18 protein-coding genes are annotated in these 18,933 nt (G+C 46.9%); 12 read left to right on the forward strand and 6 right to left on the reverse strand.

The annotated features are described in order from the left end of the window. Together D2V93_RS14030 and D2V93_RS14035 are read right to left on the reverse strand one after the other, a co-directional pair. Positions 1-963 (reverse strand): hypothetical protein (locus D2V93_RS14030; RefSeq protein ID WP_119619838.1); only part of this gene is annotated, 963 nt, incomplete at its 3' end. A 54-nt stretch (positions 964-1,017) separates the two neighbouring features. Continuing rightward, a complete protein-coding gene (locus tag D2V93_RS14035) occupies positions 1,018-3,867 on the reverse strand; it encodes a TonB-dependent receptor (RefSeq protein WP_119619839.1) in 2,850 nt (949 codons plus the stop codon). 178 nt (positions 3,868-4,045) lie between these two features. On the opposite strand from D2V93_RS14035, the gene D2V93_RS14040 reads away from it, so the two are divergent. Further along, positions 4,046-4,732, forward strand: coding sequence for a response regulator transcription factor (locus D2V93_RS14040; protein WP_072875915.1), 687 nt, complete (start codon positions 4,046-4,048; stop codon positions 4,730-4,732). Then, positions 4,732-5,787: a sensor histidine kinase gene (locus tag D2V93_RS14045; protein ID WP_119619840.1), complete on the forward strand. Its 1,056-nt coding sequence runs from the start codon at positions 4,732-4,734 to the stop codon at positions 5,785-5,787. Before D2V93_RS14040 ends, D2V93_RS14045 begins: the two co-directional genes overlap by 1 nt. Here the strand turns inward: D2V93_RS14045 and D2V93_RS14050 are convergent. Then, positions 5,712-6,824 (reverse strand): glycosyltransferase, encoded by a 1,113-nt coding sequence (locus D2V93_RS14050; protein WP_119619841.1) that lies wholly within the window; start codon positions 6,822-6,824, stop codon positions 5,712-5,714. The two genes, D2V93_RS14045 and D2V93_RS14050, sit on opposite strands and share 76 nt — an antisense overlap. An 85-nt stretch (positions 6,825-6,909) precedes the next feature. Here D2V93_RS14050 and trmB point away from each other — a divergent pair, with 85 nt between their 5' ends. From trmB to D2V93_RS14065, 3 genes are read left to right on the forward strand one after another with little or no spacing between them, the layout of a single operon-like run. Then, a complete protein-coding gene (trmB, locus tag D2V93_RS14055) occupies positions 6,910-7,590 on the forward strand; it encodes a tRNA (guanosine(46)-N7)-methyltransferase TrmB (RefSeq protein WP_119619842.1) in 681 nt (226 codons plus the stop codon). Next, positions 7,587-8,216, forward strand: coding sequence for a LysE family transporter (locus D2V93_RS14060; protein ID WP_072875906.1), 630 nt, complete (start codon positions 7,587-7,589; stop codon positions 8,214-8,216). Before trmB ends, D2V93_RS14060 begins: the two co-directional genes overlap by 4 nt. 1 nt (position 8,217) lies before the next feature. Continuing rightward, positions 8,218-8,541 (forward strand): MGMT family protein, encoded by a 324-nt coding sequence (locus tag D2V93_RS14065; protein WP_119619843.1) that lies wholly within the window; start codon positions 8,218-8,220, stop codon positions 8,539-8,541. On the opposite strand, the gene D2V93_RS14070 is transcribed toward D2V93_RS14065, so the two are convergent. Next, positions 8,538-10,196 carry an amidase gene (locus D2V93_RS14070; RefSeq protein WP_119619844.1) on the reverse strand — a complete coding sequence of 553 codons (1,659 nt, stop codon included), beginning with the start codon at positions 10,194-10,196 and terminating at the stop codon, positions 8,538-8,540. The two genes, D2V93_RS14065 and D2V93_RS14070, sit on opposite strands and share 4 nt — an antisense overlap. A gap of 280 nt (positions 10,197-10,476) precedes the next feature. Between D2V93_RS14070 and D2V93_RS14075 the strand changes: the two genes are divergently transcribed. The 7 genes from D2V93_RS14075 (at position 10,477) to D2V93_RS14105 (ending at position 17,033) form a co-directional block, all read left to right on the forward strand. Further along, positions 10,477-11,616: an Mrp/NBP35 family ATP-binding protein gene (locus D2V93_RS14075; RefSeq protein ID WP_072875901.1), complete on the forward strand. Its 1,140-nt coding sequence runs from the start codon at positions 10,477-10,479 to the stop codon at positions 11,614-11,616. A gap of 2 nt (positions 11,617-11,618) precedes the next feature. After that, positions 11,619-11,858, forward strand: coding sequence for a NifU family protein (locus D2V93_RS14080; RefSeq protein ID WP_072876825.1), 240 nt, complete (start codon positions 11,619-11,621; stop codon positions 11,856-11,858). A gap of 65 nt (positions 11,859-11,923) precedes the next feature. After that, on the forward strand, positions 11,924-12,982 hold the full coding sequence (locus tag D2V93_RS14085) for an NAD(P)/FAD-dependent oxidoreductase (RefSeq protein WP_119619991.1): 1,059 nt from the start codon (positions 11,924-11,926) through the stop codon (positions 12,980-12,982). A 34-nt stretch (positions 12,983-13,016) separates the two neighbouring features. Further along, entirely contained in the window at positions 13,017-13,349 is a 333-nt protein-coding gene (locus tag D2V93_RS14090) for a four helix bundle protein (RefSeq protein ID WP_119619845.1), read from the forward strand. Between the two features lie 20 nt (positions 13,350-13,369). Continuing rightward, positions 13,370-13,702: a 2Fe-2S iron-sulfur cluster-binding family protein gene (locus D2V93_RS14095; RefSeq protein WP_072875890.1), complete on the forward strand. Its 333-nt coding sequence runs from the start codon at positions 13,370-13,372 to the stop codon at positions 13,700-13,702. A gap of 80 nt (positions 13,703-13,782) precedes the next feature. Continuing rightward, positions 13,783-14,820 carry a TPM domain-containing protein gene (locus D2V93_RS14100; protein WP_119619846.1) on the forward strand — a complete coding sequence of 346 codons (1,038 nt, stop codon included), beginning with the start codon at positions 13,783-13,785 and terminating at the stop codon, positions 14,818-14,820. A gap of 50 nt (positions 14,821-14,870) precedes the next feature. Further along, on the forward strand, positions 14,871-17,033 hold the full coding sequence (locus D2V93_RS14105; RefSeq protein WP_119619992.1) for an acylase: 2,163 nt from the start codon (positions 14,871-14,873) through the stop codon (positions 17,031-17,033). On the opposite strand, the gene D2V93_RS14110 is transcribed toward D2V93_RS14105, so the two are convergent. Together D2V93_RS14110 and D2V93_RS14115 are read right to left on the reverse strand one after the other, a co-directional pair. After that, positions 17,034-17,675 (reverse strand): hypothetical protein, encoded by a 642-nt coding sequence (locus D2V93_RS14110; RefSeq protein ID WP_072876821.1) that lies wholly within the window; start codon positions 17,673-17,675, stop codon positions 17,034-17,036. 76 nt (positions 17,676-17,751) lie between these two features. Beyond that, positions 17,752-18,894 carry an acyltransferase family protein gene (locus tag D2V93_RS14115; RefSeq protein WP_182849995.1) on the reverse strand — a complete coding sequence of 381 codons (1,143 nt, stop codon included), beginning with the start codon at positions 18,892-18,894 and terminating at the stop codon, positions 17,752-17,754. Between the last annotated feature and the right edge of the window lie 39 nt (positions 18,895-18,933).

Here is an 18,933-nt window from a genome sequence, read left to right on the forward strand (position 1 = left end):
AGCATTGCTCACATAAAAGTTGTCGATGGAAAAGCTGCCCCCACCTTCTTTGTAGAAAAGGGCACCTTCATCACTGGTGGGACCTACCACGGTGATGTTGCTCAAGGTAGTCGTGGTCACAGGGGTGGCATCGCCATTGTCCCCGTTGTTGGAACCTTCGATACCTGCTTTTGCACCACCAGCGATGTACCAGTAGCTTCCGTTACCGGTCCAACCATCTGCGAAGTCGATGGAATCGTCACCGCTTCCTATGGATACAAGGTAGTTACCGCTTACGGTGCCTCCGAAGAACTCGATACCATCGTCACCACCATTCAAAGACTGTACATATTCGAAAGTGGTTCCTGAACCAACACCGAAGAGGGATACACCGTTGAACTCCTTATCGTTGGAGAAAGTGGCCCCGGTATATTCCACACGAAGGTAGGTGATGGAACCAGAATCGTCATCGGCAGTGGCACCACCATAGGTAAGGTCACCTACCTCAGTGGTCACGTCCACCCCTTTGTTGGTAGGGGCATCACCTGCAATCACCAATCCACCCCAATCGCCAGGGGCAGGAGTCTCGCTAGAAGAAGTCATCACCACAGGAGCTTCAGCAGTACCATTGATGAAAATCTGGGCACCTCTTTCAACACCGATGAAAGCGGCAGTACCTCCAGAGGCCTTGATCACGGTTCCGGCAGGAATGGTCAATGACGCACCAGCTTTTACAATGTAAGATGCAGTAAGTTTATATTCTTTTGTAGCATCCAAATCGGTATCTTCGGTGACCTCTCCAGAAAGTTCCACGGCTGCATCGGCACATGGGGTGCAGGAGCCTCCACAATCAACTCCGGTCTCATCACCGTTCTGGATACCATCCGAACAGGTGCTACCGCCGCCATTGTCGTCACCGCTACACGATACCACAAAGGCCGTTACAGCGAAACTTAACATAAATTTGAAAAATGATTTTTTCATAAGTATAGTTTTAGATTAAAGAAATTCAGATTTAATATTTATCGTTTGATAGTTTTAAAACTTATAGGTTAGGGAGAGGCTGAAATCAACCCCTTTTTTGTAGGATAATGCGGTCACAGGCCCATTTTCCAAGAAACCAGGGATTGCCGGGTTGCTAGTGTCCAAATCTCCCTCAGCATTTTCATTGACACGTTCCACCAATGGATTGAGTAGGTTCCTGATGTTCAACCCCAGCCCGAAATGGTCGCCAAGCTGGGCCGCTGTAATAAAATCAAGGGTAACAAAGCCTTTGTCCACCAAATGCCCTCTACCGGTGCTTCCCAAGGCAAAAATGCGGTCGGAGAAATAGTTTCCGGCCAGTGTGGTCCTCAGGTTTTTGTTGTTGGCGAACTCGGTATAGTAACTGATGTCGGCATTGAAAATGAAGTCCGAGGCTCCTTGAAGGGGTGCTTCCGTGTTGGTAAAAGCAGCAGCAAAATTGGTCTCTTCGGATACTTTTTGATAATCCAACTCCTGATTGGTGTTCAGGTAAGAAATGTTCCCTCCAACGGACAACCGATCGACGAGCATACTTTCAGCGCTTTCTTTTTCATTTTCAAGTACATCCAACTTTACCTCAAGTTCGGCGCCAAAGGCAGTAGCGCTATCCCCTGTGTTGGCATAGCTGAGGTTGTTGGCCGCCGATACGATCAAGAAGGTATTTATCGGGTTCTCGATATATTTCCCGAATACGGCGAAAGAAACCAGTTCGCTAGAAGATGGGAACAGCTCCCATCTCAAATCAAAATTGTAGTTCGTGGAGTTTTCGAGTGCAGGGTTACCCTGTGTATCCTGATTGATTTCCTCTTGGAACAGGAAGGGGGCACGCTCCTTGAATTGGGGCAAGGTATAGGTCTTGCTGGCGGCAAACCTTAGGTTTTGCTTTTGATTGAGCTCATATTTAAGGGCCAATGACGGCAAAAACTCAAAAGTTTCCAGTTCGTTGCTACCCTCACCTTGGATCACGGTACTCCAATCGATTCGTTGCACAATTTGTTCGCCCCTTGCACCTGCAAACAAGGTGAACTTGGGAGTAAACTTGTATTCCAAGGTCAAGAACCCTGCATTGATCTGTTGCTCCCCGCCATAGGTCTGTGGGTCCAATGCACCAGGGGTAGAGGCAGTGCCCCTAAAGGTTCGGATCTGCCAATATCCAGTGCCGGGACCATATTCCTGAAAATAGGCATCAATATTATAAGGGTCAACCGTGGGCTGGTTGGCAACATTCAATATTTGATAGTTGAATTGGGTCGCTTCAAAGGAAACGTCCTTGAACCTACCATTATATCCAACGGTCAACTTACCATCAAAGGCATCGTCCTCATTTTTCTTGAACTTGAAGGAAGTGGAGATGTTGGCGGCAAGTTCATCTTCGGTCAATTCTTGAAAAAACCTATGGTTGGCTGATGCGGCCGATACCAATCGGAATGATTTTGGACCTTGGGGATCATTGTTGGAGTTAGGCAAAAGAATGTTCTGTCTTCTATCTGGGACCAGATTCCGTACATTGTTGTACCCCACGCCCCAATTCAATTCAAGATTTTCGCTCAAATCGTGGCTTCCCAACAATTGATTGATCATCAGCGTGGTTCTTTCAAAAGTGTTCCTTTGGATGAAACCACCTCCGTTGGGGGCATCGTCCTCCCTGTCCAGGATACCATCAAATTCCTCATGCTTTTGCTCAGAATTGTTGAGCATCACGAAGTTGTACTTGATATCATTGGCCGTACCCAAACGGAGTCCAACATTCCCCATAAGGGTAGTGGCAGTTTCGTAACTGTACCTTTGGTAGTCAAAATCAGAGTTTGGCAGTCCCGTTCCCAAATTGGGAGCACCTCTGTTGACCCCTTCCCGGTATGAATTTTTATTGCTAAAGGAACCTACCGCAAAAAAGTTCAATGTGGAATTTTCGCCGATGTTGAATGAGTCCCCACCTTTAAGGGAAAGGCTTGAATTGATGGGAGTGCTTCTTGTTTCACGGTCCCAACTGGTATCAAAAGTATTGTTGAAAGGATTGTTGGGGATTTCTTTATTGTAAAATCCAGAAAAGTCAGGTCCTTCATAGAGGTAGAAATCCTCGACGCCTATTGCCTCCGAGTTGGCCCCTGAACTGACACCAAGCTCCAAAAAGCCTGCCCCAGTGTAGTTGCGGGAAACAATATTGATGTTGGCCCCACCAAAGTCACCATAATTTTGTGCATTGTAGGTCTTGTCAATACCAATGGATTCAATGATGGATGTCCCGAAAAGTCCCAAATCAATGTTCTTCTTCGCAGTATTGTTGGAGGGGAGAGGCAATCCGTTCAAGGTAGTGATGTTGTAACGGTCCCCTAGACCACGGACATATACGTTTCCAGTACCTTCTTCCTTGGAGATCCCGGTAACTTTAGTGACCGCAGTGGCAGCATCACTGGCTCCCTTTCTGGCCAATTCCTGTGCCCCTATGGAAGTTTCCAAGGTTATGGCCCTTTTCTGGTCCAATAGCAATGCTATTTCTGAATCTTTTCTGGCGACGGTGGTCACCACTACTTCGTCCAAAGCAACCCCTTGCGAAGCGCTCATGGGTACGTCAATACTGGTCACTTTACCCGAAACTACCTCAATATTGGGGATTTCAACGGTTTCGTAACCCAAAAAGCTAAATGTCAAAGTGTAGGTTCCAGGCTCCACGTTGGGGATTTCGTAGAGACCATCAAAGTCAGATGTCGTACCCAAAGTGGTCCCTTTAATAAGGATGTTGGCAAATGCTAGAGGCTCATCGTTCTGCTCTCTGTCCGTGAGTTTACCAACGATGCTCCCGGTGGTTTGCTGTGCATAAGTATAGGTTGCAAAGGCAAACACAAAAATCAATAAAAAGTATTTCATTCTCAGCTAAGTATTTGGCGCAAAGAACGCCACAGGCTGTAAAAGCGATGTTAGCTAGGTGTTAAGTGTTCTTTTGCTTATCGTTACAATAAGGTTACCAGATTAAATGAACGTTAAGCATTTATGCCGTTATAGTATTATCTTTACATTTGGGCGTTTAACATAGAAATACCATCCCATGAAAACGAAGGACATTAAGATTCTACTTGTTGACGATGAACCTGATATTCTGGAAATTGTGAGCTACAACTTAGCCTCTGAAGGCTATGAGGTCTTTACCGCCAAAAATGGTGTGGAAGGTGTGGCCAAGGCCAAGAAAAAGACCCCCCATTTGATCATCATGGACGTGATGATGCCCGAGATGGATGGTATCGAGGCCTGCGAAATGATACGCAACACACCAGGATTGGAAAACACCATCATCACTTTCCTTACTGCCCGCGGGGAGGATTATTCGCAAGTGGCCGGTTTTGATGCCGGGGCCGATGATTACATCACCAAACCCATAAAACCAAAAGTTTTGGTGAGCAAGGTAAAGGCACTGCTGAGAAGGCTGAAAGAGGACAAGAAGGAAGTGGAGGACATTGTCAAGGTGGGCAGTATTGTCATCAACAGGGAAGAATACAAGATCATCAATGATGGGGAAGAAATCGTATTGCCCAGAAAGGAATTCGAACTATTGTCCTTATTGACCTCCAAACCCAACAAGGTTTTCAAACGTGAAGTGATCCTGGACAAGGTATGGGGCAATGAGGTCGTCGTTGGTGGGCGTACCATAGATGTCCACATCAGAAAACTTCGGGAGAAAATAGGTGATGATCACTTTAAAACCGTCAAGGGTGTAGGGTATAAGTTTGTTCTTTAATGGCCATCAAGCTAAAGAAGTCATATAAATTTGCTTTAAGGTCGTCCCTTCTGATCACTTTTTTTGTTTCTGCACTGTTCGTGGCCTTTCTTTTGGACAAGGGCCGATTGGATTGGCCTTATGCCATTTTGTTTGCCGTAATCTGCTTCATCGTTTGCTTTGTCGTTATCCAGATCAGGGTGGAACGGTTCATCTATAGGCGCATCAAAAAAATATATGATGATGTGTCCCTTCTGGAATCCACATCATTTTCGTCAAAGCCGGTCACCACGGACATGAAGACCCTTACCGAAGAGATCGAAAAGTTTGCCGAGGGCAAAAAGATAGAGATTGACACCTTGAAGATCCGGGAAGAGTATCGAAGGGATTTTTTGGGGAACGTGTCCCACGAGCTCAAAACACCCCTGTTCACCGTGCAAGGTTACATACTCACCTTATTGGATGGTGCCATGAATGATAAGAAACTGCGCCAAAAGTATCTGCAAAGGGCCAGTAAAGGGGTGGAGCGTCTTATCTATATTGTCAAGGACCTCGATCTCATCACCAAATTGGAAGTTGGGGACCTCAAATTGGCAAGGGAGGATTTTGACATCATAGAACTCATACAGAACACGTTTGATCTGCTGGAGATGAAAGCCGCCCAAAAACAAATAGCCCTCGTCTTTGACATGGAATATCCCAATCCTGTTTATGTGAACGCAGATCGGGAGAAAATCCAACAGGTGATCAGTAACCTTTTGGTCAATTCCATTAAGTATGGCCATGCAAACGGTACTACCGAAGTCAGTGTGGAAAATTTGATCAAGAACAAGGTGATCATTAGGGTGACGGACAACGGTTCTGGAATCCCAAAACAGCACATTCCGCGACTTTTTGAACGTTTTTACCGTGTGGACCAGAGCGGTAGCCGTAGTGAAGGTGGATCGGGATTGGGACTTTCCATTGTGAAGCACATCATTGAGGCCCACGGAGAGAAAATCTATGTGGAAAGCGAAGTGGGTATAGGTTCCGAGTTTTCGTTCACTCTGGAAAAGACCGCAAAAAGAGTCGAATAATCTATATCGGACTCAAATTGGGCAAGCCCCTTAAAATTAGCTATCCTTGACAATTCCGAAAGACGGAAGGCATCCTGATCGCAGTAGGGTACCAGTTCCTGTTTTTCCAATCGCTTGGCCAAATATTCCTGCTCGTACTGCCCTGGAGTAGGTATGAAAAAGGCCTTTTTTTCCAGTTTGGCCAGGTCCATGACCGTGGTGTATCCCGATCGGCACAATACTTTGGCGCTTTGGTTCAGTGCTTCTTGGAGGGCATCGGATTTCATGAAATTGTATAGGTGGAGGTTTCCCTTGGCCAATTTTTGTTCCTCGAAGGTCTGTTCGTCTTCAATTTTCCCACGTACAAAAACGATGTTTCCCTCAAATCCTTGGAGTTCCTTCAATAGTTTTTCCTCCAAAAAAGTACGCTGGGGCTCTGGGCCGGAAAGCAACACCATAAGGTCATGGGAAATAGGGATATCCAATTTTTCAAAACGGCTCAGCGGCCCCAAGTAGGCAATCTTCAACTTGGATTTTTTCAAGTGTCCCAATTTGCCCGTCAGGTTGGGTTTGCCCTCAACATCGGGGACCCAACAGGCATCAAATTTCTGTATGATCTTCTGGTGCGCCTTGGAACTCATCCAAGTGGTGTTTCCGGAGAGCACGTTCAACTGGTGGGTGATGAACACGCAGGGTACTTTTTTATAGAATGCACCCAATCGGTTATCGGAAATGATCCCGTCCAGTCCATGTTCCTTCACCAATCGCTTCACCTCTTTTTTTTCCTTGGCCATGGCCTTGATCACCTTCGGGGAGTCCCAGATCATCTTGATCTTGAAGTTTTTGCCCTTTTCCGCATAGGTAATCTTATAAGACGGCAGTTCAAAAGAGGGCAGTTCGGGGAATTCCTTCTGCAGCAATGATAGGGCTACCCCATCCGATGCAAGGTAGGGCTGGTGGCCGTGCTCCAGCAAAGCCCGAACTATGGGGATGCACCTTGTGGCATGTCCCAGGCCCCAATTCAACGGGGCGACCAAAATCCGCTTGGAATTGAACATAAGCGCAAAAAAACAAAATGTAATTTGCTTGTGGATTTCCTTAGTTTTGCCAAATCATTAAATTTTTGGTCAATTCTGGACAAAAGTGGGAAGCAAGAACAAACTTAAGAGGTTCAAGGAGAACGAGACATTTTCGAACGTGGTACAGCCCACAAGGGATGAGGTCCTTCAAGGATTCAAGTATAAGGGCGATTGGGCCTCATTTTTTGGGAACAACAATCCCATTGTCCTGGAACTCGGCTGCGGCAAGGGCGAATACACCATTGGTTTGGCCGAAAGGAACCCGGACAAGAACTACATCGGGGTCGATATCAAGGGTGCAAGGTTCTGGCGTGGGGCCAAGATCGCTGTGGATAAGCAATTGCCCAATGTGGCGTTCCTGCGTACACAAATCGAATTGGTGGACCATCTTTTTGCTGAAAATGAAGTGGAAGAGATCTGGATCACCTTCCCCGATCCACAGATCAAGTACAAACGGACCAAACACAGGCTCACCAATCCCGTTTTTTTGGAAAAATACAGACACATCCTGAAAAAGGGAGGGACAATGAACCTAAAGACGGACAGTGAGTTCATGCACGGTTACACGCTTGGCCTGTTACAGGGATTGGGATATGAGATTGCCTATGCCAACCACGATGTGTATAAAAACAGTGGGAGCCCCAAAGAGGTTTTGGAAATCCAGACTTTCTATGAAAATCAGTATCTTGAGAAAGGAAAACCGATTACATATATCCAGTTTAAGTTAGGATCTACTGACCAATGACCCATATCCTCATTCTCTTTTTTGCCACATTTTCGGCAGCCTTCATGGCTACAGTGCCGCCGGGATTGCTCAATATGAATGCGGCCAAGATCAGTGTGGAAAAGGGAAAGGTCAACGGGGTCATCTTCAGTTTCGGGGTGTCTTCCATGATTATGGTGCAAGCCTACATTGCGGTCTTCATCTCCAAGTTTTTATACAGGAACCCCGAGGTCATCGACCTCCTTCTCAAAATTGCCATTGCCATTTTTGCCTTTTTTGCGGTGTATTTTTTTATAGTGGCAAAACGGAAGAAAGCGCAGAAGATCAAAAAAGTGAACCTGAGCAAGAAGAACAGTTTTTTCAAGGGAATACTTTTGGCAGCCGTCAACCTGCTCACTATTCCATACTATAGTGGGCTCAATGCCATGTGGAACGAAGCGGGATGGATCAAGTTTGAGGCCAAGGACATTACAACCTTTGTGGTAGCGGCCGGGGCGGGAACATTTTCCGTGCTCTACCTCTATACCTTCTATTTTGATAAATTGGAGACCAAGACCAATCGCTTCTCCAAAAACTCCAATTACATCCTGAGTGCACTTATGCTTTTGCTGTTGGTGATTACCCTTATTCGGATTTTTTACCGTTGATATGGAAGAGGAAAACTTCTTTGACAAAGTATATGCGGTGGCAAGGGAAATTCCCTATGGAAGGGTGACTTCTTATGGGGCCATTGCCAAATACCTTGGAGCGGCCCGTAGTGCCCGAATGGTGGGTTGGGCCATGAACAATTCGTCTGCAAAGGATGTGCCGGCGCATAGGGTGGTCAACCGTGTTGGGGTGCTTACAGGGAAACATCATTTTGAGGGAACCAATCTCATGCAACAACTTTTGGAAAATGAGGGTGTCAAAGTGAAGGACAATCAAATTGTGGATTTTCAAAAATATTTTTGGGACCCCGGAAAGGAGCTTTAAAATCCAGGGGGATGCATCTCGTCAAACCCCGTTCTTTCCTGAAAGGCCTTCGCTAATAGTAAAATACTGGCTTCATCGTATAGGTTGCCCACAAAGGTCATGCTGGTGGGATGCTTTTTATCGTCCAGACCGGTGGGTATGGCAATTACGGGATGTCCTGTCAGGTTGGTGGCCAGCAATTGGTCATTCCCGAACGAAGGTGATATCAGTACATCGTAGTCCTTCATCAACGCGTTCATTTCCTGCATCAATACCTGTCTTTGCCGATTCGCCTGCAGGTATTCCACAGCAGGAATAAAGCGACTTTGCCGCAAGGAATTGGCCCGCGAACGCTGGTCCTGTTCCACCATTTCATCTACTTTTCCCGAACGCACCAATGCATCAAAAAAAGCTCCTGCCTCAGCTCTGAGAATAATGTCAAACCCGCGATAGGGAATGGCTTCGGGCATTTTTACGGCCGTTGGTTCGATTCCTATCGATTTTAGGGTTTCAAGGGCATTTCTCAAATTATCGCCACTTTGCGTGGTGTCTTTTTCGATGTCCTCTTTAAGATAGGCCACCTTTAAGCTGGTGATATCTTTTTTCCAATCGACACCAAAGGGAAGATCGATCGTGGTCAGGTCTTTTTCGTCCTTCCCTTGAATGGCCGCAAATACAATGGCGCAATCCTCAGCGTTCCGTCCCAATGGCCCAACCTTGTCCATGGACCAGCTCAGGCTCATCACGCCATGTCGGCTCACCCTTCCATAGGTAGGTCGCAGCCCTGTGACCCCATTTCTAGTACTGGGTGATGTGATGGAACCCAAGGTTTCGGTCCCGAGGGCAAAGGGGACCAGTCCTGCCGAAGTGGCCGACCCCGAACCGGCTGAAGAACCACTGGCACCTTGAGTGGTGTCCCACGGATTTTTGGTCTTCCCGCCAAACCATACATCGCCCCGGGCCAAGGCCCCCGAAACGAGCTTCGCTACCAATATGGCGCCCGATTCTTCAAGGCGTTCGATCACGGTGGCGGTTTGGTCGATTTCTTGATCTTTGTAGGGAACAGCCCCCCAAGTGGTCGGATATCCGGCAACGAACATCAAATCTTTGGTGCCGTAGGGGATGCCGTGCAAAATGCCCCGATACTGTCCACTTTTGATTTCCTGATCAGCGCGTTTGGCCTGTGCCATTGCGAGACTATCGGTAATGGTGATGCTGCATTGCAACATGGGCTGGTACTTTTTCAATCGGTCCAAAAAGAATTGGGTGAGTTCGGTCGAAGTGATTTTTTGATGTTTGATGAGTGATGCGAGCTGTGGAATGGTATAAAACGCCAGCAGATCATAAGGTTCTGGGATCTCTACATGGTCGGGAATTTCCCAACCCTGATGTTCCAATTGTTCGGGCATTTCAAAGCCAAATGGAATGGGATCAAAACGGATGGCAGGAAAAACAGCATTGTCCAACGGATATTTTCGGAGCGAATCGAACCCTTCACGGTTCCTTTGCAGGTATGGATACAAAGTGTCCCGTGCCTCTTTCGAAAAATGAATGCCGATCAGGCGTTCAGATTTTTTGACATCCCTTTTAGTGAATTCATGTTTTGAGGCGCAGGAAATCAAACAGATCAAAGCAAAGAAGCAAAGGAAAGGAGGAATTTTAAGGTTGGTCGGCATATGTGGTCGGTTATGGGTATGTTCGATAGCCTAAGCTACATTTTTTTTCAAAAAAAAGAGGTCGATTGTGGTTTATATCTATCGGTACAGAAGCATTATTTCCAAGTTTGAAAACCTAAAAAGGCTCAAAAAGCACACTAAAATGGGACAAATCATCACATTATAGAGGCAAGTTGTTCTACCATATTGAAATTCAATGGACCAACTTCTAAATCTAAGCGCAACACCGTATCTTTGTAATTTAGAATCAGTACAAACGACTGCATATAAAATACGGACAATGAAGTTGAAAAAAGCAGATATTCTCAAGGCATTGGAAAAAATTTCTGCGCCTGGAGATGGTCAAAATATAGTGGAGAGCGGGGCAATCACCAACATCCAAGTGTTTGGCGATGAAGTGGAAGTGGACGTCACCATAAAGAACCCAAGTCTTCAGGCCAAAAAGAAGACCGAGGTGGAAATCTTGAAGTGTATCCATAGAGAGGTCTACGAAAAGGCCAAGATCAAGGTCAACCTAAAGGTTGATGCGCCCGCCACACCCAAGGTCAACCAGATTAAGGGAAACCCCATTCCAGGCATCCAGAACATTGTGGCCGTGGCATCGGGCAAGGGGGGTGTGGGAAAATCGACCATTACCGCCAATTTGGCGGTCACTTTGGCCAAGATGGGCTTTAAGGTGGGGTTGTTGGATACGGATATCTACGGACCTTCCATGCCTATTATGTTCGATGTAGCCAACGAAAAACCCTTGTCCATCAATGTGGATGGCAAGGCAAAGATGAAGCCCATTGAAAACTATGGGGTGAAACTATTGTCCATCGGATTTTTCACCCAGCCTAACCAGGCCGTTATCTGGCGTGGTCCCATGGCGGCCAAGGCTCTCAACCAGATGATCTTTGATGCCCACTGGGGTGAATTGGACTTTTTGTTGCTGGATCTGCCCCCAGGGACAGGGGATATTCATTTGAGCATCATGCAGTCCTTGCCCGTCACAGGTGCCGTTGTGGTGAGTACCCCGCAGGAAATTGCCTTGGCCGATGCCCGAAAAGGCGTTGCCATGTTCCAGCAGGAAGCCATAAGCGTACCGGTTTTGGGTATCGTGGAAAATATGGCCTACTTTACCCCGGCCGAACTTCCTGACCATAAATACCATATCTTTGGACAGAACGGTGCCAAAAACTTGGCTGAAGACATTGATGTGCCCTTTTTGGGAGAGATCCCGTTGGTGCAGGGCATCAGGGAAGCAGGTGATGTGGGAAGACCGGCGGCATTGCAGACAGCCACCCCAATAGAGGAGGCTTTTGAAGAACTGACCCGAAACGTGGTGCAGGAATTGGTGAAACGAAATACCGATCTGCCTCCCACCGAAGCAATAAAGATTACAACAATGGCCGGTTGTGCCGCCGTTAAAAAGAAATGAGCATGACATCAGAAGAAATAAAAAGCAATGTTGAAAAGGCCTTGGAGGAAATACGACCCTTCCTACAGAGTGATGGGGGCGATATCACCTTGGTCTCGATAGACAATGACAACTCCGTAAAAGTTAGATTGGAGGGCAATTGCATAGGCTGTAGCGTCAACCAGATGACCCTGAAGAGTGGTGTGGAGATGACCATTAAGAAATATGCGCCCCAAATTGAGGAAGTCATCAATTTGAGCTAACTGATAAAAGTCATTCGTCTTTCCTTTGGTACGCAGTAAGTTGCATGCCACAAAATCCATTGCACATGATCAAGACCGACATATTGATAATCGGAGCGGGACCTACGGGTCTCTTTGCCGTTTTTGAAGCAGGCCTGCTCCAATTGAAATGCCATCTGATAGACGCATTGCCCCAAGCCGGCGGACAATGTTCCGAGATCTATCCCAAAAAACCCATTTACGATATTCCTGGATTCCCCGAAGTATTGGCTGGAGAGCTGGTGGACAATCTCATGGAACAGATCAGGCCCTTTCAGCCCGGTTTTACCCTGGGAGAACGGGCAGAGACCATTGAAAAATTGGATGATGGTACCTTTGTGGTCACCACCAACAAGGGAACCAAGCACCATGCCCCCGTAGTTGCCATCGCTGGCGGTCTGGGCAGTTTTGAACCCAGAAAGCCACTCTTGGACAACCTTGCCCAATATGAGGACAATGGGGTGGCCTATATGATCAAGGAGCCAGAGATGTACCGTGACAAAAAAGTGCTGATTGCCGGTGGAGGCGATTCTGCCCTGGATTGGTCCATTTTCTTGGCCGATGTGGCCGAAGAGGTCACTTTGGTGCATCGCAGGAACGAGTTCAGGGGAGCCTTGGACTCTGTGGAAAAAGTACAACACCTCAAAGATCAAGGAAAAATAAAACTGATGACCCCTGCCGAGGTAGTGTCCCTTCACGGTGAGGGCAAATTGGAGAAGGTCATGGTCAGGAATACCGACACGGATGAAGACACAGAGGTCAGGGTAGACCACTTTATCCCCTTGTTCGGACTTTCGCCCAAGCTAGGACCGATTGGAAATTGGGGATTGGAAATCGAAAAAAATGCCATCAAGGTGGACAATGCTTTGGACTACCAGACCAATATCCCCGGCATCTATGCCATTGGGGACGTGAACACCTATCCCGGAAAGTTGAAACTGATCCTTTGTGGTTTCCACGAAGCGACCCTGATGTGCCAAAGTGCCTACCAGCGTATCCATCCGGATAAAAAATATGTGATGAAATATACCACGGTAGGTGGCGTAACGGGATTTGATGGAAGTAAAAAAGAGGCTCCAAAAGCAGTTGTAAAAGCAATAGATTAATAAGTAGTTAGTAATTAGTATACAGGAGTTAGGTATGGCGGTTCAGAGGTTCGAAGATTTAATTGTTTGGCAGAAAGCTCAAGAACTGGCAGTTATCATCTATAACGATTTTCATGAATGTAAGGATTTTGGATTCAGAGATCAAATAAGAAAAGCTTCTGTTTCAGTATCCAATAATATCGCCGAAGGCTTTGAAAGAAGTTCCAATGCTGACTTTTCCAAGTTTTTATTCTACGCTCTTGGTTCCAATAAATTAAATTTGTTGGCCAAAGGAAGAGCAGATGAAATAATTGAGGTTACCCATGAAGTTTCGAAATTATTATATGGATTGATAAAATCCATGAAGACCAATGCCTCTAACTCCTAATTCCTATTTCCTAAAATAGAATGAGCGACATAAAATTAAAAATAACCGACCGTGATGGCGTTCTGCACGAGGTAGATGCCCCAACAGATATGAACATGAACCTGATGGAGGTGGTTCGGTCCTACGAACTAGCCCCAGAGGGCACCATAGGGATCTGTGGAGGGATGGCCATGTGTGCCTCTTGCCAATGCTATGTGCTTTCAGACCATCAGCTCCCTGAAAAATCCGACGATGAGGACGCCATGTTGGCCGAAGCCTTTTTTGTAAAGGACAACAGCCGACTGGGCTGCCAACTGCACATTACCGAAGACCTCGACGGTCTGGAAGTGGAGCTGGCCCCTGCCGAGGACTGACCCAAGGAGGCCATCGGTCAAATCCAAGAGCGGACAAAGCAACAAAACCCTATCTTTAGTTTTTCTTGCTGAACAAGTTTATGGGAAGGACATTGCTTTTCTATTTTTTGTTGTGGTTCTCGGGATTTTGCTGGGGACAGGACCCGTACCCACAATTGACCGAGATTGTCACGGACAATGCCAATATTTTCACCTCAGAAGAACTACAGGGCCTTAGGACAAAACTTATCCAGTTTGAGGATGAGACCACCAATCAAGTGGTGGTGTTGACCATCAATGATCTGGGCTACGAGACCATTGAAGAATATGCCAACGGGGTCTTTAACCAGAATAAGCTGGGACAGGCGGGCAAGGACAATGGCATTCTTATCCTTTTTTCAAAGAATGATAGGGAAGTGCGTATTGAGGTCGGCTACGGACTGGAATCTTACATCACGGATGCCGTGGCTTCCCGAATCATCCGCAACACCATGATTCCTAAATTCAAGGAAGAAGCCTATTTTGCCGGGATAGATGATGCCACGGGTCAGATCATAGAGTTCCTCAACAACCCTGAAGCCTTGGCGGAATTCAACAGGGAAATTGAGGCAGAAGGCGAAATGCCTTGGTGGGGCTATGTGTTGTTTACCCTGTTCCTATCCATCTTTATTGCTGCAGGGGTATTTGTTTTCTACAAGGGCTATTCGGGTCTGGTGGAAATGTTTCGGGGAATCATGGTAGGGAAATTGGGGCTTGTTCCCGGTTTGTTCATGATTTTCTCCGCGCTGTTCATGGTCGGGTTTGGGTTGGTCTTTATTTTGATGCCGCTTTTTTTTCTCACCATGGTCTATGGCTTCAACTTCAATTTTGAAGCCTTGGTTGAGGACATTACATGGGTCTATTTTGTTTTTGGCGGGTTCTTTTTGTTGACGATTTTTTTAGCTGTGCTAAAGATTTTGGTCAAGGGCAAGGAAGACTTCAAGCTCTCTTGGTTCAAATCGGACAAGACGTATATGGGCAAGACCTTTTCATCTTCGGGGAGCCATTCGTTTGGGTCCAGTAGTTCTGGGGGAAGTTCCAGTAGTTTCTCGGGTGGCGGGGGTAGCTCGGGAGGGGGCGGTGCCAGCGGAAGTTGGTAGGCAAGGGGAATTCCCGTATTTTCATGGAACGAAAACCAAGCCAGTATACCATGAGGACATTTCTTGTTGCCATTCTTTTCGTCTTTCTTTCCTGCTCGGAAAAACCACGGACCGAAGTTGAAGAATGGGAAGCCCAAGCGGCGAATATCACCATCATCCGCGATGATTTTGGAGTGCCCCACATTTATGGGAAAACCGATGCCGATGCCGTTTTTGGATTACTGTATGCCCAATGTGAGGATGATTTCAACCGTGTGGAACAAAATTATATCTGGGCTACGGGCCGATTGGCCGAAGTGGAAGGGGAAGAGGCTCTGTACAGTGATCTACGAGCCAAACTTTTCATGACAGAGGAGGAGGCCAAGGCCAATTATGAAAAAAGCCCCGAATGGCTGAAGAAACTTTGTGATGCCTTTGCCGATGGCATCAATTATTATTTGCACACCCATCCAGAAGTGAAACCCAAACTTTTGACGCATTTCGAGCCTTGGATGCCCATGTATTTCAGCGAGGGGTCTATTGGTGGTGACATTGAACGCATTTCCATTCGAAAGATTAAAAACTTTTACGAAAGTGGTATGGAAATCCCTGAAATGGAATTGCTCCAGCAAAAAAAGGAAGAAGAAATGGCCGAACCCCAAGGCTCCAATGGTATTGCCATTTCTGGGGACCTGACCCAATCTGGCCATGCGATGTTGCTCATCAACCCACATACCTCGTTCTATTTTCGGGGCGAAGTGCACGTGGTCAGTGAGGAAGGTTTAAATGCCTACGGTGCCGTCACATGGGGGCAATTTTTTGTGTACCAGGGATTTAATGAAAAAACAGGTTGGATGCACACATCGACCTATACCGATGTGATGGACGAGTTCAAGGAGACCATTGTGAAGAATGAGGGCAAACTTTTCTACAAATACGGAGAGGAACTGCGCCCTGTGGATTCCAGCCAAGTGACCTTAAAATATAAAGATGGGGATGGTTTGAAGGAGAAGATCTTTCCCGTGTACCGTACCCATCACGGCCCGATCACCCATCAAGTGGGGGACCAATGGACCGCTTCGGCCATGATGTGGGAGCCGGTAAAGGCTTTGGAACAATCCTATATCCGTACCAAACAGGGTGGGTATGATGGTTTTCGAAAAATGATGGACATCCGAACCAATTCATCGAACAACACGGTCTATGCCGATGCAGGGGGCAACATCGCTTATTTCCATGGAAACTTCATCCCGAAGCGCGATACCATTTATGATTATACCCGGCCTGTGGATGGCAGTGATCCCAAAACTGATTGGCAGGGACTGCACACGGTGGACGAGAACATTCTGGTGCTGAACCCAAAAAATGGATGGATACAGAACTGCAATTCGACCCCATACACTTCAGCGTTGGAATACAGTCCCAAAAGAGAGGATTACCCTAACTACATGTCCAAGGACCAAGAAAATTTTAGGGGTGTCCACGCCATACGGCTGTTGACCGGGCGTAGCGGTTATACCTTGGACAGTCTCATCCAATTGGCACACGACCCATATTTGCCTGCTTTTGAAGCGTTGATTCCTGGTCTGGTGCGTGCGTATGATGCCGAACCAAGACAGAAACTGAAAGAAGCTATTGATATCATGCGGAATTGGGATTTTGCAACATCCGAAGAATCTGTGGCGATGACTCTGGCCCATTATTATGGAACGATGAGTTACTCCAAAGCAGAGCGGCCTGAAGGTCTTTCAGGTATGGAACTTGTGGAATATTGGGGCACAGCTTCCCCAAATTCGGAAAAGCTTGATTTGTTTCAAGAGAGTTTAAATCAGTTGACCGACGATTTTGGTAGTTGGAGAATGCCTTGGGGCGAAGTGAACCGTTACCAAAGGTTGAACGGGGACATCTATCAACCCTTTGATGATGCCAAGCCCAGCATTCCCATCGGTTTTGCCAGTGGCACTTGGGGTGCATTGGCGGCCTATGGTGCGCGGTACGACAACGATACCAAAAAGATTTATGGAACCCGGGGCAACAGTTTTGTGGCCGTGGTGGAATTTGGGGACAAGGTCAGAGCCAAGACGATGCTTGCCGGAGGCCAAAGTGGAAATCCCGATTCTCCCCATTTCAATGACCAAGCACAACGTTATGCCGATATCAAATTCAAAGATGCGGCGTATTATAAGGAAGATGTATTGGAGCGGGCCGAACGGACGTATAGGCCCGGGCAGTGATCATTCGTCTTCTTTCACGATGATCAAGCTTGCCTTGGAGCCCGTGGAAAGGTTCCATCGGTTGTTGTGGATCACCTCCCCCTTGTCATCGGTCACGACCACTTGGGCCGTGTTGGGTCCGGATGAACCTTGGTTCAAGGCCTCAAACTCAACACGATTGAACCCTGGGACCAAATCAAGATTGATGCCCTTGAACGAGCCAGATAACAACAGATTGTACTCCACAACTTCTCCATTCACATAGATTTTGATGCGGTCACCATCGACATATTCGTGATCTCTTGCCACAATGCCCACAAACTTGGCATTGGTCTTGAAATCGCCCAGATATTGATCGCCAAAATGTTCGTTGCTGCCTTTTTCCTTCTTTTCCCCGACCTTGGGATCGATGACCATGTCGTGGCCTGCCTGGAGCAGTTCCCGATCGGGCAACATCTGGATGCCGGGTTTCTCATTTTTGGAAGTGAGGTTCTCGTCCAATACAGAAGGCATTCGTAGTAATGTGCCTTGGTTGCTGGCCTTGACATCGAGGTCGTTCTTCTCGCCAATTTTTAACGGACGCGTAGTGGGCAGATCACCCTGTGCGAACGAAGGAGCTGTTGAGAGTAGCATGGCCAGTAGAGCAAAGATTATCTTTTTCATGGCAAGATGGAACAATTTGGCACTTATAAAAGTAACAAATACCTTGCCATGAAGATGATAAATTGACGTTAAATCGTTAATCAGCAAGCGATTTGACCTTTTCTTTTTTTAACCCGAACAGGGGATGCAACCAAGGAATCCTTAAAATGACAAGGTCATAGATCAACCAACTGATGCCAAATGTACCCACAATCAATAGGAATGCCTTAGGCAAAAGACCCCAATCCAGATCCATGAGGTAGTAAGCAATACCCACGGTCACGGTTTGGTGTAGGATGTAGAAAGGATAAACGGCCCTGTTGGCATAAGCAAGACCCTTGCTGGGCCTGTTCAGGTATTTGGAGGCGTAAGCGAACAACACCAATATCCACGACCAAATGTTCACCACTTTCAGTAGGGCCTCGGTGAAATGGACCACATAGCCGTCCTCAAAAAACAGCCAAATGACCAATTGTCCCGAAAAAGCCGCTATGCCGATGATAAGTGCCTTGTGCTTTAGCTGGGTCAGACTTTCCCAGAATACGTTTCCGGTCGCGATCAGGACAAACCCATAGAAAAACAAGATGCCATTGAAGATGATAGTGAACCAGTCCCCGATGAGGGCATGGGTCACGGGAAAGAACGGTTCCACCAAAGCTTCAACAAAATAAAGGGGTATAACAAACAAATAGATTCTCAAAGGCTTCTGGAGCAATCTTTTGATCCAATCGATGAACGTGGTACTATGATTTCTCAAGTAAACAAATAGGGGCGAAAGCACCCAGGAGAACAGTAAAAGGTAGGGAAGGAACCAGAGGTGGTGCCAACTCAGGTTCCCTTCGGGATAGACCCCATCAAAAGCCATGGACCGATAATACTGAAGGTAGGAACCCGCAAAAGAGCCTTCCGCCAAGCGTTCAAAATAAACTTGGGGAGGGACAATGAGCAGCATGCCTGCAACCAGTGGAATCCCCAGCCGAAGGAAACGCTCCCAGGCAAATTTGCCCAAGCTCCTTTTGCCCAGGGCATAGTACGTGCCCATCCCGGAGATGGTGAAGAGTATGGGAAGCCGCCATTGGTTGAGGAACAGCATGGGCCAACGCAGCCAATCGTAGATCACATTGTTCTTCACATGCCAGCCCCAAGGGACAAAGAACATGCCCACGTGATAAAAAATGAGCAATCCAAATACAATCACTCGTAGCCAGTCGAGATCATAACGTCTAATCGTTTTTTCCATTTTGATGAATTTTGGCCAAAGATGGGAAGTGCGTTTGTA

The sequence above is a fragment of the Flagellimonas taeanensis genome, assembly GCF_003584105.1.
Taxonomy (GTDB): domain Bacteria; phylum Bacteroidota; class Bacteroidia; order Flavobacteriales; family Flavobacteriaceae; genus Flagellimonas; species Flagellimonas taeanensis.